The sequence below is a fragment of the Pseudomonas fluorescens genome (genome assembly GCF_902497745.1).
Taxonomy (GTDB): domain Bacteria; phylum Pseudomonadota; class Gammaproteobacteria; order Pseudomonadales; family Pseudomonadaceae; genus Aquipseudomonas; species Aquipseudomonas fluorescens_BM.
Window position 1 is genome coordinate 378776 of sequence record NZ_CABVHJ010000003.1, and the last position, 20652, is coordinate 399427.

The window sequence follows — 20652 nt, forward strand, 5'->3', positions numbered from 1 at the left end:
CTCACTCCTACAGGGGAACGCATTCCAATTGTAGGAGTGAACCTGCTCGCGATCGGCGGCCTAAAAGCCGCCACCTGACGATCTGTTACCCCCTTTCACGAAATACAAATGCCAGGCCGACCACAATCAACAGCATCCCCAGCACGCTCAATGCCGCCAGGCGATTGCCGAAAATCAGATAGTCCATCACTGCCGTCACCGCAGGCACCAGGTAAAACAGACTGGTGACATTCACCAGATTGCCCCGTGCGATCAGCCGATACAGCAACAGCGTCGCCAGCACCGACACCACCAGCCCCATCCACAACACCGGCACGATAAAACCTGTGCTGAGTTCAAAGTGGAATGGCTGAAACGGCACGAAAATCCCGCATAACAACAGCCCGGCCAGGTACTGCACCGGCAGTGTGCCGAGGGGATTGTCGGTGATGCGTTTCTGCATGATCGAGCCCAGCGTCATGCTCGCCAGCGCCAGCAGACCAAACAGCATCCCCACCCAGGACATCCCGGCCAGACCGATGCCCTGGTAAACCACCATGATCAGCCCCGTCAGCCCCAGGGCCAGACCGAACATCCGGCTCGCCGAGCGCTGCCGCTCCATCAACACCACGGTGAGGATCGGCTGCACGCCCATGATGGTCGCCATCACCCCCGGGGTGATTTTAGTGTTGAGCGCCAGAAGATAGAAAATCTGATAAGCCCCCAACAGCACCACGCCGGTGAAGATCGCAAACATCATTGGTTTGCCGCCCTTGGGCAGCTTCAGCTTGAGCAATGGCGCCAGCAGCACGAGACCGCACAAGGCAATCGCGAAGCGAATCAGTAGAAAGGCAAAGGGCGACGCGTGGGCCAGGCCCCATTTGGAGAAGATCGCGCCGCTGCTCCACAGCAGAACGAACAGGCTCGTGGACGCCGCCGCGAGCGCGGATTTTTTCGACAGGACAAACATGAATACCACCTGTAGTCAGGCAAGAAGCCAACTCAGCCGAAGCTGAAATTCAGTAGGTTTTTCTGGCGGGCGCAGGGGTCAGCAAAAACTGCCGATCAGCCCGAAACGCCAACGCCCGGCGGTGATACGACGGTGCACACCGGCGTGCTACTGACAGGTGGAGGGTAATGACTGATCTGCTTGGGCTGCTGATTCCCGCACGGCACGACGCCAGCGTTGACCGCTGAATCGACTACCGCGTTGATGAGGGATGCAGGCATTGGCGCAGATCTTTTTGAGAGTGTGGAAGGTGAGGCATACGACTCACGAGCGCCGACTATAACCAGCGGGCGACATGGATTGCAATGATTTGGACAAAGGGCCAGTAGCGACGGATCGATGAGAGCTGAATAGGCTGTTGAGCAACCGCAACATCTATCGATGGGAAGACATGGAATGCTCGAAATCATATGCCAAGGGAACGGAGTTATCTGCGGCATCAGTTGTATCGGTCGCTGGCCAGGAAGCAGGCAAGCATCGCCACTGCTCTGTTGCAGCTACCAGCGGGACAGGACTTGTCGAAAGTACGCTTTGAACCTATCGATGCCAAAGCACTAGGTGCGTTTGAGCTTTGGGATGATCCGCATTTTTGCTGGCGAGAGATTGCCGAATGGAAGTCACGAGAACCTTTGTCCCTGGATATCGCGATTTGGTTTGAAGAACAGCTGTGCGGGCTGTGTTTTGTCAACCCGAACAAAAGCCGCCAGCGAATTCGAATCGTACGATTGGAGGGGCGGCCCGGAGTGCCTCACCCGCTTAAAAGCGTATTGCGCTTTTGTCGATGGTGGCCATCGATGAGTTTGCGCAAATAATCGGCAGTAAGTGCATTGAAGTCCAGGAACCGATACCAGGAGCAATTCCTGTTTATACAAAACTCGGCTTCAAATTTGATTTTGAAGGCCGCCCTGTCCTCGCAGTGGAGAGTAAAGTATCGTGAAAACTGTTCAAGTAATGATCAACGAGGGCGGGAGCATGCGTAAATCTGTGAAAAAATCCCCCACTAAGAAAAGATCAATCAAAACTGACGAAAAGCTTATCTCCTCCGAGCTATCAGCCAATCAGCAGCGCTTTCTTCAGCTATTGATTACAGGCATCGAAGACGAACCCAACGTTCTCGCTGGACGGCGCTGATTCGCAGGCAATAAAAAACCGCTCACAAGGAGCGGTTTTTTATTGCCTGCGAATCAGCCTCAACCAAACAGCCAATACCCCAACAACGTCAACACCACCACCGCCAGCACCGGCCGCATCACGCGGTAAGCCTTCGGATGACGGCGCTTCCACTGTTTGACCACGCCACTGAACTTGTCACTGAAGCTCTTGCTCCAGGCGTAAGCCTGATTGATCCCGCCAACGCGTTCATCATCGAGGTTCTGCGGTGCGGTGGCACGGCCGAGCCAGGCGCTGATCGATCGGTTGATGCGGGTCATGAGGCGATTGCTCAGCGGACGCTCGACGTCGCAGAACAGGATCACGCGGGTTTGGTCGGTTTCATTCTTGACCCAGTGCACGTAGGTTTCGTCGAACATCACGTCTTCGCCGTCACGCCAGGCGTACACCTGACCATCGACGAAAATCCGGCAATCGTCGGAGTTCGGCGTCGACAAGCCGAGGTGATAACGCAGCGAGCCGGCGAACGGATCGCGATGCGGGTTCAAGTGGCTGCCACCCGGCAACAGCGCGAACATCGCGCCTTTGACGTTGGGAATCGCACTGACCAGCGCCACGGTTTTCGGGCACAGGGTTTCAGCCGACGGCAGCGGTTTGTCGTACCACTTGAGGTAGAAACGCTTCCAGCCCTTCTTGAAGAACGAACCGAAACCGGCGTCGTTGTTCTTTTCCGCTGCGCGAATGTAGCCTTCATCGAACAAATGCATGGCTTCGTCGCGAATGGTCTCCCAGTTATCGCGCAGCACGTCCAGCTCCGGGAATTTGCTGCGATCCAGATACGGTTTCGACGGCACGCCGGAGAACAGGTACATCAAGGCGTTGTACGGAGCGAACAGCGCCGAGTGGTTGACGAACTGGCGCAGAACCGGCAAACGCGCCTTGCCGCGCAAATGCACATAGAGCGTGCTGCCCAAAAAGAGCAGCAGCACAAACGCCTTGGCGGCAAACGAAAAGGTCATCAACAACTCCTTGAATAAAGACAACGCTGCGCAATGCCTTTTACCCGGCATGGCAGCCGGCCATGATAAACACTACCGGCGCCGGGCAAAACCCGCCTTACACAAGATTCAGTGTTAAGAATTGCGCAACAAAGCATTTATTAGCATAACGATCCTGAACCCTGGCTGACCTGAATCAACTGGATTACTGCTGAGTCTCCTGTTCAGTGAACAGATCGCTGAACAACATGCTCGACAGATAACGTTCGCCCGAATCCGGCAAAATCACCACGATGGTCTTGCCTTGCATCTCTGGCGTCTCCGCCAGACGCACTGCTACCGCCATCGCTGCACCACAGGAGATACCGCACAAAATCCCTTCTTCCTGCATCAAGCGCAGCGCCATGGCCTTGGATTCGTCGTCGGTGACCTGCTCGACCCGGTCGACCATCGACAGATCCAGGTTCTTCGGCACAAAACCGGCACCGATCCCCTGAATCTTGTGCGGGCTCGGTTTAATCTCTTCACCGGCCAGCGCCTGAGTAATCACGGGCGAGGACATCGGCTCCACTGCTACCGACAGGATCGGTTTACCTTGGGTATTCTTGATATACCGCGAAACGCCGGTGATGGTTCCGCCGGTGCCGACGCCGGCGACCAGTACATCGACAGCGCCGTCAGTATCGTTCCAGATTTCCGGGCCGGTGGTCTTTTCATGAATCGCCGGGTTGGCCGGGTTATCGAACTGCGCCGGCATGAAGTATTTGTCAGCATCGCTGGCGACGATCTCGGCAGCTTTCTCGATGGCGCCTTTCATGCCCTTGGCCGGCTCGGTGAGCACCAGTTCGGCACCCAATGCTTTGAGGACCTTACGGCGTTCGATACTCATCGAGGCCGGCATGGTCAGCATCAATTTGTAACCACGGGCAGCGGCAACAAATGCCAGGCCAATGCCCGTGTTGCCCGACGTAGGCTCGACAATGGTCATGCCCGGTTTGAGTTTGCCGCTGCTTTCGGCGTCCCAGATCATGTTGGCGCCGATCCGGCACTTGACCGAATAACCGGGGTTGCGCCCCTCGATCTTGGCCAGAATGGTCACACCACGCGGCGCGATGCGGTTGATCTGCACCAGCGGCGTATTACCGATGGAATGGGCGTTGTCAGCAAAAATACGGCTCATGGCTGGGTCCTTATGCAGCATTGAATTCAGCGTTCCAAGGTAAGCCTGTTGCCCATCGCAGTCCAGTCGGGTCGAACGACTGCGCCAGGCAATAGTCAATCGCTTATATTGTCAGGGAATTGCCGTCATGAAGCGTCGCTACAGTTGGCCATTAGGGATTTTTGCCGTCGTCGTTGTGTTGCTGATCGCGCTGCACATCGCCCTGCCTTACATGGTGCGCGACTACCTGAACGGCAAACTGGCGGACATGGGTGACTATCGGGGCCAGATCACTGATGTCGATCTGGCCCTATGGCGCGGCGCCTACAAGATCAATGGGCTGAAGATCGTCAAGGTCGACGGCAAGGTACCGGTGCCTTTCGTCAATGCACCGCTGATCGATCTGGCAGTCAGTTGGCATTCTCTGTGGTACGACCATGCTGTGGTGGCGCAGGTGAAATTCGTCAATCCCGAGATCAATTTCGTCGATGGCGGAGCCAACAAGCAGAACTCCCAGACCGGTCAGGGCACTGACTGGCGTGCGCAACTGGGCAAGTTGCTGCCGATAACCCTCGATGAAGTGCAAATTCACGACGGCAAGATCAGCTTCCGCAATTTCAACTCAAAACCGCCGGTCAACATGAACGCGACCAATGTCGACGCGAGCATCTACAACCTGACCAACGTGGTCGACAAACAGGGCAAACGCGACGCCCGCTTTGAAGGCAAAGCCCTGCTGCTGGGGCATGCACCGCTGGAAACCACCGCAACGTTCGACCCCCTGAGCAACTTCGAAGACTTCGAATTCCGCCTGCGCGCCAAGGACATCGAACTCAAAAGCATGAACGACTTTGCCTCGGCCTACGGCAAGTTCGACTTCAACGCCGGCCACGGTGATGTGGTGATCGAAGCCCAAGCCAAAAAAGCCAAGGTCAACGGCTACATCAAACCACTGCTGCGCGACGTCGAAGTGTTCAACTGGCAGCAGGACGTGGAAAACAACAACAAGAGCATCTTCCGCTCGGTCTGGGAGGCACTGGTGGGCGGCACGGAAACCGTGCTGAAGAATCAGGCCAAAAACCAGTTCGCCACCAAGGTCGAACTCAGCGGCAACGTGCATCAGCAAAATATCAGCGCGTTCGAAGCATTTTTGCAGATTTTGCGCAATGGTTTCGTACAGGCATTCAATGCCCGCTATGAACGGCCTAAGCCGGATGCGGGTTAGGGTTCATTTCTGGAAAAGCGTCCAGATAGAGAGTATCGGCGCCAATCTGAATATCCGGGGCCGGCCATTCAACAGTCCAACCTTTATCGCCCAAGATGGCAGTCGCAAAGACTTGGGGATCAAGCAAGGGTTGCAACTGTTTATACGTTTGAATATCTCTACTCAAATCGAGTGTCAGCGCTCGACCATCAACAAAGCAGAGTGCAAGCCGGCTATCAGAGAGCGCAGTAACTGCCGCCAAGCGTGGTCGTTTCATGGATAGCATCAATTCAGCGCCTCCGGGCACATGGGGACTGCTTCGCAGCTCAGCGGGAGCAAGCTCCCTCGCCACAGATTCAGTGGACAACCTGAAAGCTATCGCCAAATCAACGAGGCCTGAATACTGGCCATCGGCCGAGACTGAGTCAACATGTGACGACCCATTCAGAGACTGAATAAGCCGTCTGCGTTCACAGTCGACCGGGCTGCGCGTTATAGTCGGGCATTCGATTATTTCGCCCCCGCCCTGCCCGTTCAGGTCGGCGTTACCGTTCGAGGATTAGCAGATGAAGTTCGAAGGCACCCAGGCCTACGTCGCCACCGATGACCTGAAGCTGGCGGTCAACGCCGCCATCACCCTGGAGCGGCCGCTGCTGGTCAAGGGCGAGCCGGGCACCGGCAAGACCATGCTCGCCGAGCAACTGGCCGAATCGTTCGGCGCCAAGTTGATCACCTGGCACATCAAATCCACCACCAAGGCCCATCAGGGTTTGTACGAGTACGATGCGGTCAGCCGTCTGCGCGACTCGCAACTGGGCAATGAAAAAGTCCACGACGTGCGCAACTACTTGAAGAAAGGCAAGCTCTGGGAGGCTTTCGAGTCTGAAGAGCGGGTCATTCTGCTGATCGACGAGATCGACAAGGCCGATATCGAGTTCCCGAACGACCTGCTGCAAGAACTCGACAAGATGGAGTTCTATGTTTACGAGATCGACGAGACCATCAAGGCGAAAAAGCGCCCGATCATCATCATTACCTCCAATAACGAAAAAGAGCTGCCGGACGCCTTCCTGCGCCGCTGCTTCTTCCACTACATCGCCTTCCCCGACCGCACCACCCTGCAAAAAATCGTCGACGTGCACTACCCCGACATCAAGAAGGATCTGGTCAGCGAAGCGCTGGACGTGTTCTTTGACGTGCGCAAGGTGCCGGGTCTGAAGAAGAAGCCGTCGACCTCGGAACTGGTCGACTGGCTGAAGCTGCTGATGGCCGACAACATCGGCGAAGCGGTATTGCGCGAACGCGATCCGACCAAAGCGATCCCGCCACTGGCCGGTGCCTTGGTGAAGAACGAACAGGACGTGCAACTGCTTGAGCGCCTGGCGTTCATGAGCCGTCGCGGCACCCGCTAAGAGGCTGATGCCATGCTGCTCAACCTGTTCAATGAAATGCGTGCAGCCAAGGTGCCGGTGTCGGTGCGCGAGTTGCTCGACCTGATCAACGCGCTGAAACAGCGCGTGACCTTCGCCGACATGGACGAATTTTATTACTTGTCGCGGGCGATTCTGGTGAAGGACGAACGCCATTTCGACAAGTTCGACCGTGCGTTCGGCGCCTACTTCAATGGCCTCGAAAAGCTCGATGATCACTTGCAGGCGCTGATTCCCGAAGACTGGCTGCGCAAGGAGTTCGAGCGCTCGCTGAGCGATGAGGAACGCGCGCAGATCCAGTCCCTCGGCGGTCTGGACAAGTTGATCGAAGAGTTCAAGAAACGTCTTGAAGAACAGAAGGAACGCCATGCCGGCGGCAACAAATGGATCGGCACTGGCGGCACCAGCCCTTTCGGTTCCGGCGGCTTCAACCCTGAAGGCATTCGGGTCGGCGATGCCGGCAAACGCCAAGGCAAAGCGGTGAAAGTCTGGGATCAGCGCGAGTACAAGAACCTCGATGATTCGGTGGAACTGGGCACGCGCAACATTAAAGTGGCCCTGCGCCGCCTGCGCAAATTCGCCCGCCAAGGCGCGGCAGAAGAGCTGGACATCGACGGCACCATCGACCACACCGCCAAGGACGCCGGTCTGCTGAACATCCAGATGCGCCCTGAGCGCCGCAACACGGTGAAGTTGTTGCTGCTGTTCGACATCGGCGGCTCGATGGACGCCCACGTGAAGATCTGCGAGGAGCTGTTCTCGGCCTGCAAGACCGAGTTCAAGCATCTGGAGTACTTCTACTTCCACAACTTCGTTTATGAATCGGTGTGGAAGAACAACATGCGCCGCACCTCCGAGCGCACTTCGACTCAGGATCTGCTGCACAAGTACGGTGCCGACTATAAGGTGATCTTCATTGGTGATGCTGCCATGGCGCCTTATGAAATCACTCAGGCCGGCGGCAGCGTCGAGCACTGGAACGAAGAGCCGGGCTACGTGTGGATGCAGCGTTTCATGGAGAAGTACAAGAAGCTCATCTGGATCAACCCGTACCCGAAAGACACTTGGGGCTATACCTCGTCGACCAATATCGTGCGGGATCTGATCGAGGATCAGATGTATCCGTTGACGTTGCGCGGGCTTGAGGAAGGGATGCGGTTTCTGTCCAAGTAAGATTGCGAAGGTAAATACTGAAAGGCAGACCGTATGAAAGCGGCTGCCTTTCAGGCTCGCGGATTTACCAACCTGTCGCGAGATAAGACTTGCAGAGCCGGTCCATGAAAGAGGTGTCCAGAATCGCGGGGCCGACAGCAGTCGTTTTTTGCCTGCGGCGTTTTTTCTTCCCTCTGGCGACAACTTTCGCCCCAGCATTTTCCAGCGCTACCCTGCGATTTTTTTCAATGTCCGTTTCAGGACTCAGGGTCACTTCGCTCTTCATTTCGCCCTCTGGCGCCAGAAAGCGAAACCTTACGCTTTTCACCTCTGCACCCGCGTTGGTCTCCACGGTCATCAGCTCCATGGCGTTACCACTCGCCTCCGTGCGGTGATTCCAGTGAAACATACGCATCATGTCGACGGTTGCGGTGGACATAAATGTCTCGATACGCGCAACGATGTCCTGATTATCGGCATGCTCGGCGCTCAGTCGTTGCACATTGTAGAAACGATCGACGCTTGCCTGGTAAAACGGCACGCTGCCCACGCCGTCATAGAATCCGACAATGTGCCCATCTACACTGTTTGCGCACTCGCCCCGTGACTGAGCCATTACTTTGATAAAACGCATCTGTAACTTCCTTGTAAAAGATGAAGACAGATAGTTCCACACCCTCTCGACAAGTGATGTAGGGCGACTTACCAAAGCGCCCGGAAAAATCTCGGTCTTCCGTCCGAAGTACGGACAATTACAAGTAGGACTTCAGGTAGTTGATATGGTCATGCCATGCACGTTCTTGCATGACTGGCGTGAACCGCACCCTGTCACCCGGGAGACATTGCGCCAGCCTCGCCAGCGCCAAGGGTGTCAGCGCCCCCAAGCGTGGATAACCACCAATGGTCTGGCGATCATTGAGCAGCACGATCGGTTGCCCGTCCGGCGGCACCTGCACCGCCCCGAGTGGAATGCCTTCGGAAATCATCGGTTGCCCCTGATAGTGCAAGACGCTGCCCAACAAGCGAATGCCCATGCGATCAGCGCGACTGTCCAGCGTCCAAGCCGTGTTGAACACGTCGAACAGACTCTGCCCGCTGAACTGGCCGATCTGCGCGCCGAGCACCAGATCCAGCGGTGCATTCGCTTTCAAATCAGGCCGTAACGCCGAAGGCACTTCACGCAGCAAAAGTGATTCTCCGCGATAACTCAGCGTCGCCCCTTTGGCCAACGGCAAGCCCGTGCCATCCAGACCACCGAGTTCTTCGCGGACAACCGTGGCGCTACTGCCCAACACCTTCGGCGCATCAAAACCGCCGGGCGCGGCCAGATAAGACCGGGCCCCGAGCAACGGCTGAGTGAGTTGCAACGTCTGCCCCTTGCCCAATTTGAAACTGCGCCACGGCGCCAGCGGCTGCCCGTCGATCCGTGCGCCAAGATCCGCACCGGCCAAGGCCAACCAACATTCCTCTTCGGCCACCACGGCAAAGCCGCCGAGGGTGATTTCGATCACCGTTGCATCGAGGTTATTGCCGAGCAACCAGTTGGCCCAGCTCATCGAACACCAATCCGCCGCACCGCCCTGGGTGACGCCCAGGTGCCGCACGCCAAACCGTCCCGCGTCCTGCAACAGGCACAACGGGGTACTGGCCTCAATCGTCAGTCGGCTCATGCCTGCGCCTCCAATGGCGTGTCATCGCCGCCCAGATTGATGAATTCAGCGTGACTGACCGCTTCGAATCGCACTGTGTCGCCGGGTTGCATCAGGCTGTAGCCATCACGGTTGCGGTCGAACAATTTCGCTGGCGTGCGACCGATCAGGTTCCAGCCACCGGGGGACACCACCGGGTAGGCCGCCGTTTGCCGTTCGGCAATCCCGACGCTGCCGGCAGCGACTTTTTTGCGTGGAGTGTTCAAGCGCGGTGCAGCGAGAATCTCTTCGACCAGCCCCATAAAGGCGAAACCCGGCGCGAAACCGAGGGCGAATACCTGATACTCACGGCCGCTGTGACGACGAATCACCTCCTCCAGCGCCAAGCCACTACGCTCGGCGAGCAAGCGCAGTTCCGGCCCGACGCTCACGTCATACCAGACCGGCAGCACATGGCACTGGCCGGAACGGCGCGCATTTGGCGATAGGTCGATCAGCGCCTCAGCGATCAACTGCCGCGCCTGATTCGGGCTCAAAACCGTCAGATCGTAATGCACCATCAGTGTCGTGTAGGACGGCACCAGATCGATCAATTGCTCGCCGAATACCGCACGCAAACGCTCACTGGCGGCGAGCATCCACGGCATGTTGGCTTCGGCGATGTCATCGAACAGACGCAGCATCAGGCAATCCAGTGCCACCACTTCAATCATTGGGTTCATGGCGCGCTCTGCTGATTCAAGGCCTCGCGAATGCGCTGCACGGCGGCCACCGAACTGGCGTTGTCACCGTGTACGCAGAGGGTGTTGGCGTGCAAACGCAAGGCGCTGCCGTCGCTGGCGGTGAGGTTGTTTGCGCGGGCGATGGTCAGCGCTTGTTCGATAATGGTTTCGGCATCGTGATGCACCGCGCCCGGCAATTGTCGTGAAACCAGTTTGCCGGCACTGTCGTAAGCGCGGTCGGCGAAGGCTTCAAACCACAGGGTCACACCATACTCATCGCCGATCTGCTGCGCGGCGGAGTTGTCGCGGGTGGCCATCAGCATCAAGGGCAGGCTGCGGTCGTAAGCGGCCACCGCTTGGATCACTGCACGCAATTGCGCCGGGTTGGCCATCATGTCGTTGTACATCGCGCCGTGGGGTTTGACGTAACTGACGCGCCCGCCCTGGGCTTTGCAGATGCCGTCGAGGGCGCCGATCTGATAATGCAGGATGTCTTGCAGTTCTTGCGCCGAATACGCCATGGAGCGGCGGCCAAAACCGACCAGATCCTGATACGCCGGATGCGCACCGATCTGCACGCCGTGGCTCAACGCCAGGCTGACGGTTTTGCGCATGATGCTCGGGTCGCCGGCGTGGAAACCACAGGCCACGTTGGCGCAATCGATGAAGGGCATGACCTCGGCATCCAGACCCATGGTCCAGCTGCCGAAGCTCTCGCCAATGTCGCAATTCAATAGCAGGCGGCTCACGGTGAACACTCCTGTAGGGGCTTGTCTTTTTATTTGTAGGACTGTGCTTGGCAGGTTATCAGTTACTGCGCGTCCAGTTGCTTGCCACGGGTTTCCGGCAGGCTCAATGCCGCAATAATCACCACGCCATAAGACACCGCAGCAAAGGCACCAATGCCTACGCTCAAAGGTACTTTCTGGCTGAGCAGACCGATCAGCAGCGGAAACAAGGCCGCCAGCGCCCGACCGATGTTGTAGCAAAAGCCCTGCCCCGAACCGCGAATTCGTGTAGGAAACAGCTCAGTGAGAAACGCGCCCATGCCGCTGAAAATCCCCGAGGCGAAGAAGCCCAGCGGGAAGCCCAGCCACAGCATCACGCCGTTGCTCACCGGCAACTGCGTATAGAGCAGAACGATGGTGAACGAGCCGACCGCGAAGAGGATGAAGTTCTTTTTCCGTCCCAGCAGGTCGGTCAGATAAGCGCTGATCACATAACCGACGTAAGACCCGACAATCACCATCGCCAGATAACCGCCCGTGCCGAGTACGCTCAAACCGCGCTCGTTTTTCAGGAAGGTCGGCAGCCAGGAAGTGATCGCGTAATAACCGCCCAGCGCCCCCGTGGTCAGCAGCGAAGCGCGGAACGTGGTGAAGAGCATGCCGGGTGCGAAGATCTCGTAGAATTTCGATTGAGTCTCCGGCGTTTGCTGCGCCTTGGCCTCGCGGTAGATCTCCGGATCTTTCACCAGTCGACGGACGAAAATCACGAAAATCGCCGGCACGATGCCGAGGATGAACAGCGCACGCCAGGCGTCTTCCGGCGGTAACACCGAGAACAGCAGCGCATACAGAATCGCCGTCAGCCCCCAACCCAACGCCCAGCCGGATTGCACCATGCCCACCGCTTTGCCACGGTCCTTGGCACGGATCACCTCGCCGATCAGCACCGCGCCAGCCGTCCATTCACCGCCGAAACCGAAGCCCATCAAGGTGCGGGCGATCAGCAGTTGTTCGTAGCTTTGCGCGAAACCGCAGAGAAAGGTGAAGAAGGCAAACCACAGCACCGTCAGTTGCAGGGTGCGCACGCGACCAATGCGGTCAGAAAGGATCCCGGCGACCCAGCCGCCAATCGCTGAAGCAATCAGCGTGCTGGTGTGAATCAGCCCCGCTTCGCCGGTGGTGATGCCCCACATCGCAATCAGCGTCGGCACGACGAAGCTGAGCATCTGCGTGTCCATGCCGTCCAGACCGTAGCCGATCTTGCAGCTCCAGAACGTACGGCGCTCCTGCTGATTGATGTTGCGATACCAGTCGAACGGCCCGGGACGCGCCGTTGCCGTGGATGCTTCTAGGGTGTCGGGAGCACGCATGGCTTATCTCCGCAGTTTTTTTATTGGTCTTGTTCGTAGTCCCGACGACGCCTATCGTGGGGACCGGATGCGTCGATTTTTCGTCGCGCGGCCCCGCTGCGTCCAACGAATAAAACCCCGCCTTAGCCATAAGAAAAATTTGTCACCCGAGCCTTGCCCATGAACCTGAAGTTTCTCGAGACCTTTGTCTGGGTCGCCCGACTGAAGAGTTTTCGCCTGACCGCCGACAAGCTGTTCACCACCCAGGCGTCGATTTCCAGCCGCATTGCGGTACTGGAAGGCGAGCTGGGGGTGAAGCTGTTTTTGCGCGATTCGCGTGGTGTCAGCCTGACGCCTGAAGGTCTGAAAGTGCTGGAGTATGCCGAGCAGATGCTCGACACGATGTCGGCACTGAAGCAGTCGATCGAGACCCGCTCGAGCAAGGTCGGCCGCGTGCGCATCGGCGTGATGGACACGGTAATCCACACCTGGCTCAGCCCATTGGTGGCGCAGATGACCGATCTGTATCCACGGGTGGAAATCGAGCTGGTGGCGGATACTTCGCTGAACCTCTGCGATCAGCTGCAAAAAGGTTTCCTCGACATCGTTCTGCAAACTGACCTGGTGCGCCATGAAAGCGTACGCAGTCTGGAGCTGGCCAGTCATCCGCTGGGCTGGATTGTCGCGAGCAATTCGATCTACAACCGCGACTACGCTGACCTCGCCGAACTGGCGCAGGAGCGGATCATCACTTACTCGAAAAACTCCCGACCGCATCAGGATCTCTTGGCGTTGATGCAGGCCAACGGTGTGCTGGCGCCACGACTCAACTGTGTGAATTCGGTGTCGGCGATCACGCGGTTGCTGCGTGATGGATTTGGTATCGGTGTGCTGCCACCGGTATTGGTCGCCGAGGAGTTGGCGCGGGGCGAATTGACCTTGCTCGATATCGATCAGCGACCGCCGAACCTGCAAGTGGTGGTGTCGTGGCGGGTGGGCGTTGAGTGGGTCGAGGAGATTGTGACGTTGTGTCAGCAGGTGCTTGAAGGGTATGCGCACAAGGTGGGCAAGGACTACATCGCGTTAAGTTGATCGTTCCTACGCTCCGCGTGGGAATGCAGCCCGAGACGCTCCGCGTCCCTCGAAAGCCGAACGCGGAGCGTCCGATGAGGCATTCCCACGCAGAGCGTGGGAACGATCCTTACTGCGCTGATCTCAGAGGCCGCGCACGTCGCGGTCTTCGATCGGCCGGCTCTGGCGCAGGCGTCGACCGCCGAGAACAACCCAATCGATCAAGCGGAACAGGCATTCAATGCCGAACGACAGCAGCAACGCACCGCTCATGCCCCAGATCATCGCTTCCGGCGTCAGCAGGATCTGATAGCTGTAACCGTTCCAGGTTTCCTTGCGGATATCCGGATCGGCGGCCAGCACCACTTGCAGGAAGCGGATGTACCACGGGCCTTGCATCGCCTGGAACTGCTTGTCCAACGCCACCTGACGCGTGAGCAAGGTGTTCAGACTGTCGGCGTCGCTGCGGAAGATCGGATCTTCACTGGCGCGGTAATGCGCGACCAGTGCCTGCATATCGCCCTTGAAGAACTGCTCGGCAGTCCCTTGAAAACCGCGCAAACCGGTCTGCGCTTCGATCAGATGCGCCTCGACCCGCTTCGCGTAATCATTGATGAATCCCGGCACCTGGACACCGATCAACAGGCCCGCCGCAAACAACACCAGCCGTACATAACTGAGCAACATCGGGGTAGATCCTTATTCGGTCTTGCCCTGGCTTACGCATTCGCCGCGTCGCCACAGGCTCCATTGGCCCGGTTCGTAGCGGGTCCAGGTTTCATTTTCGGTCAAAGGTTCGGTGGCGATCACCGTGACCACGTCGTTGGGCGTGGTCTCCGCCTGGAAATCGACGATGACATCGACATCCTTCAACCGCGCCGGGCCGAACGGCGCACGTCGGGTGATCTGCGCCAGTTTGGTCGAGCAATAGCAGAACAGCCAGTCGCCATCGCTGAGCAGGCAGTTGAACACGCCTTTGCTGCGGTATTCGGCGCACGCGGCGACCAGATCCGGCAACAGTTCTTCTATATCGACCGGCTCCGGAAAAGCTGCACGCACGCGGTTGAGCAAATCGCAGAACGCCGCCTCGCTGTCGGTATCGCCGACCGGGCGGTAGAAACTTTTGATCGGGGTGAAATCGGCGAGCTGGCCGTTGTGCGCGAAACACCAGTTGCGCCCCCACAGTTCGCGGACGAACGGATGGGTGTTGGACAGGCAGACCTTGCCGACGTTGGCCTGGCGGATGTGGCCGATGACTACTTCGCTCTTGATCGGATAGCGCTGCACCAGATTGGCGACTTCCGACTCGCAACTCGCCGCCGGGTCCTGAAACAGGCGCAAGCCACGACCTTCATAGAAGGCAATGCCCCAGCCGTCACGGTGCGGGCCGGTGCGGCCGCCGCGCTGCATCAGGCCGGTGAAGCTGAACACGATATCGGTCGGCACGTTGGCACTCATGCCCAGTAATTCACACATGTGCAGACTCTCGGGTTACAGGCGCGGCTCGACCCGCATGCGCTGCGGATTGTTCGGTACTGGCGGGCGACCGTAACGGTCATCACCGGCGCCGCCAAACGGCTGATCGTCATCGCGGTCATCGGCGCGAGCGGCGGCCTTGGCGGCTTCAGCCTGCTCACGGCGCGCGCGCGAAGCCCGTTCGAGCGGGAAGCGGATCAACACGAAAATCAGGTAAATGCCGAACGCGATCATGCCGTACATGAACAGATCGGAGACCGCACGCCAGGCGTTGTTACCAACCTTGAAGGCCAGATCCAGGGCGGTGATGGCGATAGCCGGCGCGACCTTTTCCTTGACCGGGTCAATGATGGTCGGGCTGAACAGCAACACGGCCATCAATACACGCAGCGGCTCGCGCAACCAGCGCCACATCCAGGTAGTCAGGCGCATCCATACCAACAGGCAGCCCACAGCGGCAAAGGCGTAGAGGCCCCAGGCGATCAGATAGTCGTTCTCGGTCATGGTGTCCATGGCAAGGCAGGCAAAGAGGCGCTTATAGTAACGACTTTTCGCCCGTGCGGCTTGTCCCAATACCAGACGGCCAGCAGCAAACCCTGTGGGAGCGAGCTTGCTCGCGAAAGCGGTGGGTCAGTGAAACAAATGTCATCTGACCGGACGCCTTCGCGAGCAAGCTCGCTCCCACAGGGGGCTGCGGCGGTTTCACGACCCGCGAAAACCCTTATTCCGTACATTGTCCGAGAACCTTCCATGCCCCAATCCGCCAACGTCATCAGTGCCCCGATCGCCCACAAGGCTGCCGGTGCCGACCCGTATGCCTGGCTGCAGGAGCGCGACACCGACGCGGTGCTCGATTACCTCAAGGCCGAAAACGCCTGGCAGGAAGCGCAAACCGCCGATCAGGCCGAATTGCGTGAAACCCTGTTCGAAGAGATCAAGGGCCGAATCCTCGAAACCGACCTGTCCCTGCCTTCGCCGTGGGGCCCGTACCTGTATTACACCCGCACCACGGCGGGCGACGAGTACGCCCGGCATTACCGCTGCCCACGGCCGGCAGACGACAGCCTGACCCTCGACGAAAGCCGCGAACAATTGCTGCTCGACCCGAATGTGCTGGCCAACGGCGGGTTCTTCTCGCTGGGTGCGTTCAGCATCAGCCCGGACCATCAACGTCTGGCCTACAGCGTCGACGCCTCGGGCGATGAGATTTACACGCTGTTCGTCAAGGAACTGTCCAACGACAAGGTCAGCGAACTGGAATTCGAAGACTGCGACGGCAGCATGACCTGGGCCAATGACAGCCTGACGCTGTTTTTCGGCGTACTCGACGATACCCATCGCCCACACAAACTGTTCCGTTATCGCCTCGACGGCACGGCTGCCGAAGAGGTGTTCCACGAGCCGGACGGGCGTTTCTTCCTGCACTGCTACCGTTCCAGTTCCGAGCAGCAATTGCTGCTGTCGCTGGGTAGCAAGACCACCAGCGAAGTCTGGGCGCTCGACGCCAATCAGCCGCACCTGCCCTTCACCTGCCTGGCGCCGCGGGTCGAGGATCATGAATACGATGTCGATCACGGCCTGCTCGATGGCGTGTGGACTTGGTTCATCCGTACCAATCGTGACGGCATCAACTACGCCCTGTATCAGGCCCCGGACACCGGCATCGCGCCGACCGAAGCCGACTGGCAGAACCTGATCCCCCACAGCGACACAGTGATGCTCGATGGCGTCAGCCTCAACACCGAGGCCATGACCCTGAGCCTGCGCGAGGGTGGCCTGCCGATCATCGAAGTGCACCCACACGGTCTGACGCCTTATCGCGTGCAATTGCCGGACGCGGCCTACAGCCTGTATGTGCAAAACAGCCTGGAATTTGAAAGCGACCGCATTCGTCTGCGCTACGAGGCGTTGAACCGCCCGGCGCAGGTGCGCCAACTGATCCTCGCCAGCGGCGAGCAAACAGTGTTGAAAGAAACCCCGGTACTCGGCCCGTTCGACGCCGACGCTTACGTCAGCCAGCGCCTATGGGCGACGGCGCCGGATGGCACGCAAGTGCCGATCAGTCTGGTGATGAAGCGCGAAATGGTCGGCAAAGCGGTGCCGCTGTATCTCTACGGTTACGGCGCTTACGGTTCGAGCCTTGATCCGTGGTTCTCCCACGCCCGCCTGAGCCTTTTGGATCGTGGCATGGCCTTCGCCATTGCTCATGTGCGCGGCGGTGGTGAGTTGGGTGAGGCCTGGTATCGCGCCGGCAAGCAGGAACACAAGCACAACACCTTCAGCGACTTCATTGCCTGCGCCGAGTTTCTCATCCTCAATGGCATTACCAGCGCCGATAAACTGGCGATCAGCGGTGGCAGCGCCGGTGGTTTGTTGATCGGTGCAGTACTTAACCAGCGTCCGGATCTGTTCGGCGTGGCGATTGCCGAAGTGCCGTTTGTCGACGTGTTGAACACCATGCTCGATCCGGATCTGCCGCTGACCGTCACCGAATACGACGAGTGGGGCAATCCCGAAGAGCCGCAGGTTTACGAGCGGATCAAGGCTTACGCGCCGTACGAAAACGTCAGTGCGCAGGATTATCCTGCGACGTTGGTGATTGCCGGCTACAACGACAGCCGCGTGCAATATTGGGAAGCGGCCAAGTGGGTGGCGAAATTGCGCGCCACCAAGACCGACGACAACGTGCTGTTGCTCAAGACTGAATTGGGCGCCGGGCATGGCGGGATGAGCGGGCGTTATCAGGGATTACGTGACGTAGCACTCGAATACGCATTTGTTTTCAAGGTTTTGGGCCTGGCCTGAGGAACTCCGTCGGTCACTTGGGTCTTAATTCCAGACCCGAGAGGCCGATACGCCACAGATCCCCTGTAGGAGCTGCCGAAGGCTGCGATCTTTTGATTTTGATTTTTTCAAAGGCAAGATCAAAAGATCGCAGCCTTCGGCAGCTCCTACACGGAGACCGTGTGAAGCCTGAAACAGTGAAAACAAAAAGACCGTGACGACATGTCAGAACCGACCTTCCTGAACAACGAAATCCGCGACTGGCTGATGGACTGCGGCCTGTTCGATCAATTGCAACTGGCCGACTTTGCGGCCGCTTCCGGCTACTTCAGCATCAGCACTGTGGCGGAAGGCGAGGCGATTTTCCGCGAGGGCGATGCCGGCAGTTTCATGTGCATCCTCCACACCGGCCAGGTCGCCGTGCAGAAAACCGGGCCCGACGGTCAGGTCATCACCATGGCCACCTTGCGCAGCGGTCGGGCGTTCGGCGAAATGGCGGTGCTCGATGGTGAACGTCGCTCGGCCACCTGCGTGGCAGCGACGAACTGCCAACTGCTGAACCTCGGTAAGGACTCACTGGAAAAAATGCTCAACGACGCGCCGAAGATCGCCGCGAAGATCATCCGCGCCCTCGCCGTCTCGCTGTCGAAACGCCTGCGCATGGCCGACGGCCAACTGGCCGCGCAACAGGTTTAACCGCCGGGGGATTTCGCCTTGGTACCACTCGGCTCAATGCCCGGCACCGGTTGATCCTTGCTCGGCGGGCTGGGCATTTCAATCGGCACCAGCGGCGGGCTGCCACTGCCGGCACCCGACTTGGGAATGTTGATCGGCGTGATCTGCGGATACGGCGTCGGCGTCGCGGTGCCGGGCGAGCCGGGCTGCGGCGCCGGGGTGAGCGGAATGGTCTGCTGCGCCTGCACTGCAGTAATCGAGAGCGCGGCCAGGGCAATGACCGTTAGAATGGTGCGCTTCATCAATGGCTCCGTTTGGCCTCTAGTCTGCGCTCAGGCTACTCCCAACGGGCCTGCTTGCCTTCCCCCTTGTAGAGATTTCCATGAAACGTTTCGTTCTGCTCGACACCACCCCGATCCCTGAAAGCGGCGGTGCCCTGTGCCTGTTCGAATATGGCGAGGATTTCGTCATCAAGATCCAGGGCGGCGACGGCGGGCAATTGATGAACACGCGCATGCACGGTTCCGAAGATGCTCTGGCCGAGATTCCTTGCCGCAAGGTCGCTGGCCGGCCGGATTCGCGGGTGCTGATCGGCGGTTTGGGCATGGGTTTCACCCTCGCCTCGGCGCTCAAGCATCTGGGCAAGACTGCCGAAGTGGTGGTCGCTGAGTTGGTGCCGGGGGTGGTCGAGTGGAACCGTGGCCCGCTCGGCGAGAAGTCCGGCCGGCCGCTGCTCGATCCGCGCACGGTGATCCGTCAGGAAGACGTGGCCAAGGTGCTGCAAAGCGAGCCGAACGGCTTCGACGCGATCATGCTCGACGTCGACAACGGCCCCGAAGGCCTGACGCAGAAGGCCAACAGCTGGCTGTACTCCGCCGCCGGTCTGAATGCCTGCGCCAAGGCCCTGCGCCCCAAAGGCGTGCTCGCCGTGTGGTCAGCCAGCGCCGACCGGCTGTTTTCCGACAAATTGAAGAAGGCCGGTTTCAAGGCCGAAGAAGTCCAGGTCTTCGCTCACGGCAACAAGGGCACGCGCCATACGATCTGGATTGCCGAGAAGCTCAAGGGCTGAGCTAAACTCTGCTCATAACCGTCATTAGTCTTTTACAAAGGTGAACCCATGAGTTCGTCCACCCCAACCAACACGTCGAAGCTGGATCGCATCCTCGCCGACAACCAGCGCGACAAGGAAATGGGCTACCGCGACAAGGCCCTGAAGATGTACCCGCACGTCTGTGGCCGCTGCACCCGTGAGTTTTCCGGCAAGCGCCTGAGCGAACTGACCGTGCACCACCGCGACCACAATCACGACAACAACCCGCAGGACGGCTCGAACTGGGAATTGTTGTGCCTGTATTGCCATGACAACGAACACTCGCGCTATACCGATCAGCAGTATTTCAGCGAAGGCTCGCTGAGCACGCCGAAGATCGCCAAGGCAACGCATAACCCGTTTGCCGCATTGGCCGGTCTCATGAAAAAAGAAGATTAAAGTTCTTCATCGGCCTGACTGGCCCCTTCGCGAGCAGGCTCGCTCCCACATTTGATCGGTGGTGTACACAAAATCAATGTGGGAGCGAGCCTGCTCGCGAAGGCGGCCGGCCAGACACCACAGATCTCGAATCTGCCCGCCCTCCCCCAATCCCCGTATAATCGCCCTCTTTTTCCCGAAGGCACCCGCTCGTGGCAGACAAACGGTACAGCTGCATTGGTTTGTATAACCCCAAATCACCGGAGAATGTCGGTTCGGTGATGCGCGCCGCAGGCTGCTATGGCGTGGCGTCGGTGTTCTACACCGGCAAGCGTTATGAACGTGCCGCCGACTTCGTCACCGACACCAAGCGCGTGCACTACGACATCCCGCTGATCGGCATCGACGATCTGAAAAAAATCCTTCCGCTCAACTGCGTGCCGGTCGCCGTGGAACTGGTCGAAGGCGCCCGCCCGTTGCCGGAATACACACACCCGGATCGCGCCCTGTACATCTTCGGCCCGGAAGACGGCTCGCTGGATAAAGAGATCCGCGACTGGTGCGAAGACGTCGTGTACATCCCGACCACTGGCTGCATGAACCTCGCCGCGACAGTCAACGTCGTGCTCTACGACCGCATGGCCAAGGGTCTGAACACCCGCTCCGGGCCGAAATTCCGCTGAAACGCC

23 protein-coding genes and 1 pseudogene are annotated in these 20652 nt (G+C 58.7%); 10 read left to right on the forward strand and 14 right to left on the reverse strand.

Translation table 11 applies throughout. From position 1 onward, the window contains the following. Window positions 1-85: 85 nt before the first annotated feature. Window positions 86-949: a DMT family transporter gene (locus F8N44_RS06865; RefSeq protein ID WP_150649791.1), complete on the reverse strand. Its 864-nt coding sequence runs from the start codon at window positions 947-949 to the stop codon at window positions 86-88. A gap of 95 nt (window positions 950-1044) precedes the next feature. Next, complete coding sequence (locus F8N44_RS31285; protein WP_191630864.1) at window positions 1045-1209, reverse strand: hypothetical protein; 165 nt, start codon at window positions 1207-1209, stop codon at window positions 1045-1047. Between the two features lie 712 nt (window positions 1210-1921). On the opposite strand from F8N44_RS31285, the gene F8N44_RS06870 reads away from it, so the two are divergent. Next, window positions 1922-2119 (forward strand): hypothetical protein, encoded by a 198-nt coding sequence (locus F8N44_RS06870; RefSeq protein ID WP_147303366.1) that lies wholly within the window; start codon window positions 1922-1924, stop codon window positions 2117-2119. A 59-nt stretch (window positions 2120-2178) separates the two neighbouring features. On the opposite strand, the gene F8N44_RS06875 is transcribed toward F8N44_RS06870, so the two are convergent. Then, complete coding sequence (locus F8N44_RS06875; protein WP_038358439.1) at window positions 2179-3117, reverse strand: aspartyl/asparaginyl beta-hydroxylase domain-containing protein; 939 nt, start codon at window positions 3115-3117, stop codon at window positions 2179-2181. 184 nt (window positions 3118-3301) lie between these two features. Continuing rightward, a complete protein-coding gene (gene cysK / locus F8N44_RS06880; RefSeq protein WP_127926224.1) occupies window positions 3302-4276 on the reverse strand; it encodes a cysteine synthase A in 975 nt (324 codons plus the stop codon). A gap of 127 nt (window positions 4277-4403) precedes the next feature. Here cysK and F8N44_RS06885 point away from each other — a divergent pair, with 127 nt between their 5' ends. Beyond that, window positions 4404-5480 (forward strand): DUF748 domain-containing protein, encoded by a 1077-nt coding sequence (locus tag F8N44_RS06885; protein WP_150649792.1) that lies wholly within the window; start codon window positions 4404-4406, stop codon window positions 5478-5480. 7 nt (window positions 5481-5487) lie between these two features. Here F8N44_RS06885 and F8N44_RS06890 read toward each other — a convergent pair. After that, window positions 5488-5745 (reverse strand): annotated as a pseudogene (locus F8N44_RS06890) (DUF2442 domain-containing protein); the annotation flags it as partial. Between the two features lie 280 nt (window positions 5746-6025). On the opposite strand from F8N44_RS06890, the gene F8N44_RS06895 reads away from it, so the two are divergent. After that, window positions 6026-6871, forward strand: a complete 846-nt coding sequence (locus F8N44_RS06895; protein ID WP_007911294.1) for an AAA family ATPase — start codon at window positions 6026-6028, stop codon at window positions 6869-6871. A 12-nt stretch (window positions 6872-6883) separates the two neighbouring features. Further along, window positions 6884-8062, forward strand: coding sequence for a vWA domain-containing protein (locus F8N44_RS06900; RefSeq protein WP_007911295.1), 1179 nt, complete (start codon window positions 6884-6886; stop codon window positions 8060-8062). Window positions 8063-8126: 64 nt separating this feature from the next. Here the strand turns inward: F8N44_RS06900 and F8N44_RS06905 are convergent, their stop codons facing one another. From F8N44_RS06905 to F8N44_RS06925, 5 genes are all read right to left on the reverse strand, one after another. Beyond that, window positions 8127-8675 carry a hypothetical protein gene (locus F8N44_RS06905; protein ID WP_150649793.1) on the reverse strand — a complete coding sequence of 183 codons (549 nt, stop codon included), beginning with the start codon at window positions 8673-8675 and terminating at the stop codon, window positions 8127-8129. Between the two features lie 118 nt (window positions 8676-8793). Further along, a complete protein-coding gene (locus F8N44_RS06910) occupies window positions 8794-9711 on the reverse strand; it encodes a biotin-dependent carboxyltransferase family protein (RefSeq protein WP_150649794.1) in 918 nt (305 codons plus the stop codon). After that, window positions 9708-10412, reverse strand: coding sequence for a 5-oxoprolinase subunit PxpB (pxpB, locus tag F8N44_RS06915; RefSeq protein ID WP_150649795.1), 705 nt, complete (start codon window positions 10410-10412; stop codon window positions 9708-9710). Before pxpB ends, F8N44_RS06910 begins: the two co-directional genes overlap by 4 nt. Further along, window positions 10409-11161, reverse strand: coding sequence for a 5-oxoprolinase subunit PxpA (locus F8N44_RS06920; protein ID WP_150649796.1), 753 nt, complete (start codon window positions 11159-11161; stop codon window positions 10409-10411). The genes pxpB and F8N44_RS06920 overlap by 4 nt, the downstream gene beginning before the upstream one ends. A gap of 62 nt (window positions 11162-11223) precedes the next feature. After that, the gene (locus tag F8N44_RS06925; protein ID WP_150649797.1) at window positions 11224-12510 is read right to left on the reverse strand and encodes an MFS transporter; all 1287 of its coding nucleotides are present in this window, start codon (window positions 12508-12510) and stop codon (window positions 11224-11226) included. 159 nt (window positions 12511-12669) lie between these two features. Between F8N44_RS06925 and F8N44_RS06930 the strand changes: the two genes are divergently transcribed. Beyond that, window positions 12670-13581: a LysR family transcriptional regulator gene (locus F8N44_RS06930; RefSeq protein ID WP_095119086.1), complete on the forward strand. Its 912-nt coding sequence runs from the start codon at window positions 12670-12672 to the stop codon at window positions 13579-13581. 123 nt (window positions 13582-13704) lie between these two features. Here F8N44_RS06930 and F8N44_RS06935 read toward each other — a convergent pair whose 3' ends face one another. From F8N44_RS06935 to F8N44_RS06945, 3 genes are read right to left on the reverse strand one after another with little or no spacing between them, the layout of a single operon-like run. Then, window positions 13705-14247, reverse strand: coding sequence for a DUF2937 family protein (locus F8N44_RS06935; RefSeq protein WP_034153178.1), 543 nt, complete (start codon window positions 14245-14247; stop codon window positions 13705-13707). A gap of 12 nt (window positions 14248-14259) precedes the next feature. Next, window positions 14260-15036 carry a class II glutamine amidotransferase gene (locus F8N44_RS06940; protein ID WP_007911322.1) on the reverse strand — a complete coding sequence of 259 codons (777 nt, stop codon included), beginning with the start codon at window positions 15034-15036 and terminating at the stop codon, window positions 14260-14262. A gap of 15 nt (window positions 15037-15051) precedes the next feature. Beyond that, the gene (locus F8N44_RS06945) at window positions 15052-15549 is read right to left on the reverse strand and encodes an MFS transporter (RefSeq protein ID WP_102900279.1); all 498 of its coding nucleotides are present in this window, start codon (window positions 15547-15549) and stop codon (window positions 15052-15054) included. Window positions 15550-15786: 237 nt separating this feature from the next. Between F8N44_RS06945 and F8N44_RS06950 the strand changes: the two genes are divergently transcribed. Together F8N44_RS06950 and F8N44_RS06955 are read left to right on the forward strand one after the other, a co-directional pair. Then, window positions 15787-17841 carry a S9 family peptidase gene (locus tag F8N44_RS06950; RefSeq protein ID WP_150649798.1) on the forward strand — a complete coding sequence of 685 codons (2055 nt, stop codon included), beginning with the start codon at window positions 15787-15789 and terminating at the stop codon, window positions 17839-17841. 201 nt (window positions 17842-18042) lie between these two features. Next, a complete protein-coding gene (locus F8N44_RS06955; protein WP_034153174.1) occupies window positions 18043-18516 on the forward strand; it encodes a cyclic nucleotide-binding domain-containing protein in 474 nt (157 codons plus the stop codon). On the opposite strand, the gene F8N44_RS06960 is transcribed toward F8N44_RS06955, so the two are convergent. Next, window positions 18513-18797: a hypothetical protein gene (locus F8N44_RS06960; protein ID WP_150649799.1), complete on the reverse strand. Its 285-nt coding sequence runs from the start codon at window positions 18795-18797 to the stop codon at window positions 18513-18515. The two genes, F8N44_RS06955 and F8N44_RS06960, sit on opposite strands and share 4 nt — an antisense overlap. A gap of 80 nt (window positions 18798-18877) precedes the next feature. Between F8N44_RS06960 and F8N44_RS06965 the strand changes: the two genes are divergently transcribed. The 3 genes from F8N44_RS06965 (at window position 18878) to F8N44_RS06975 (ending at window position 20646) form a co-directional block, all read left to right on the forward strand. Continuing rightward, a complete protein-coding gene (locus tag F8N44_RS06965) occupies window positions 18878-19564 on the forward strand; it encodes a spermidine synthase (protein ID WP_007911335.1) in 687 nt (228 codons plus the stop codon). 48 nt (window positions 19565-19612) lie between these two features. Beyond that, window positions 19613-19984, forward strand: a complete 372-nt coding sequence (locus F8N44_RS06970) for a YajD family HNH nuclease (RefSeq protein WP_007911336.1) — start codon at window positions 19613-19615, stop codon at window positions 19982-19984. Window positions 19985-20175: 191 nt separating this feature from the next. Further along, window positions 20176-20646: an RNA methyltransferase gene (locus F8N44_RS06975; protein WP_007911337.1), complete on the forward strand. Its 471-nt coding sequence runs from the start codon at window positions 20176-20178 to the stop codon at window positions 20644-20646. The last annotated feature ends 6 nt before the right edge of the window (window positions 20647-20652 follow it).

What these genes read in the sequence shown, in the direction of transcription:
- F8N44_RS06865 (WP_150649791.1), bottom strand. Translation starts at nt 949, where the DNA reads ATGTTTGTCCTGTCGAAAAAATCCGCGCTCGCGGCGGCGTCCACGAGC.
- F8N44_RS31285 (WP_191630864.1), bottom strand. Translation starts at nt 1,209, where the DNA reads ATGCCTGCATCCCTCATCAACGCGGTAGTCGATTCAGCGGTCAACGCT.
- F8N44_RS06875 (WP_038358439.1), bottom strand. Translation starts at nt 3,117, where the DNA reads ATGACCTTTTCGTTTGCCGCCAAGGCGTTTGTGCTGCTGCTCTTTTTG.
- cysK (WP_127926224.1), bottom strand. Translation starts at nt 4,276, where the DNA reads ATGAGCCGTATTTTTGCTGACAACGCCCATTCCATCGGTAATACGCCG.
- F8N44_RS06885 (WP_150649792.1), top strand. Translation starts at nt 4,404, where the DNA reads ATGAAGCGTCGCTACAGTTGGCCATTAGGGATTTTTGCCGTCGTCGTT.
- F8N44_RS06895 (WP_007911294.1), top strand. Translation starts at nt 6,026, where the DNA reads ATGAAGTTCGAAGGCACCCAGGCCTACGTCGCCACCGATGACCTGAAG.
- F8N44_RS06900 (WP_007911295.1), top strand. Translation starts at nt 6,884, where the DNA reads ATGCTGCTCAACCTGTTCAATGAAATGCGTGCAGCCAAGGTGCCGGTG.
- F8N44_RS06905 (WP_150649793.1), bottom strand. Translation starts at nt 8,675, where the DNA reads ATGCGTTTTATCAAAGTAATGGCTCAGTCACGGGGCGAGTGCGCAAAC.
- F8N44_RS06910 (WP_150649794.1), bottom strand. Translation starts at nt 9,711, where the DNA reads ATGAGCCGACTGACGATTGAGGCCAGTACCCCGTTGTGCCTGTTGCAG.
- pxpB (WP_150649795.1), bottom strand. Translation starts at nt 10,412, where the DNA reads ATGAACCCAATGATTGAAGTGGTGGCACTGGATTGCCTGATGCTGCGT.
- F8N44_RS06925 (WP_150649797.1), bottom strand. Translation starts at nt 12,510, where the DNA reads ATGCGTGCTCCCGACACCCTAGAAGCATCCACGGCAACGGCGCGTCCC.
- F8N44_RS06930 (WP_095119086.1), top strand. Translation starts at nt 12,670, where the DNA reads ATGAACCTGAAGTTTCTCGAGACCTTTGTCTGGGTCGCCCGACTGAAG.
- F8N44_RS06935 (WP_034153178.1), bottom strand. Translation starts at nt 14,247, where the DNA reads ATGTTGCTCAGTTATGTACGGCTGGTGTTGTTTGCGGCGGGCCTGTTG.
- F8N44_RS06940 (WP_007911322.1), bottom strand. Translation starts at nt 15,036, where the DNA reads ATGTGTGAATTACTGGGCATGAGTGCCAACGTGCCGACCGATATCGTG.
- F8N44_RS06945 (WP_102900279.1), bottom strand. Translation starts at nt 15,549, where the DNA reads ATGGACACCATGACCGAGAACGACTATCTGATCGCCTGGGGCCTCTAC.
- F8N44_RS06950 (WP_150649798.1), top strand. Translation starts at nt 15,787, where the DNA reads ATGCCCCAATCCGCCAACGTCATCAGTGCCCCGATCGCCCACAAGGCT.
- F8N44_RS06955 (WP_034153174.1), top strand. Translation starts at nt 18,043, where the DNA reads ATGTCAGAACCGACCTTCCTGAACAACGAAATCCGCGACTGGCTGATG.
- F8N44_RS06960 (WP_150649799.1), bottom strand. Translation starts at nt 18,797, where the DNA reads ATGAAGCGCACCATTCTAACGGTCATTGCCCTGGCCGCGCTCTCGATT.
- F8N44_RS06965 (WP_007911335.1), top strand. Translation starts at nt 18,878, where the DNA reads ATGAAACGTTTCGTTCTGCTCGACACCACCCCGATCCCTGAAAGCGGC.
- F8N44_RS06970 (WP_007911336.1), top strand. Translation starts at nt 19,613, where the DNA reads ATGAGTTCGTCCACCCCAACCAACACGTCGAAGCTGGATCGCATCCTC.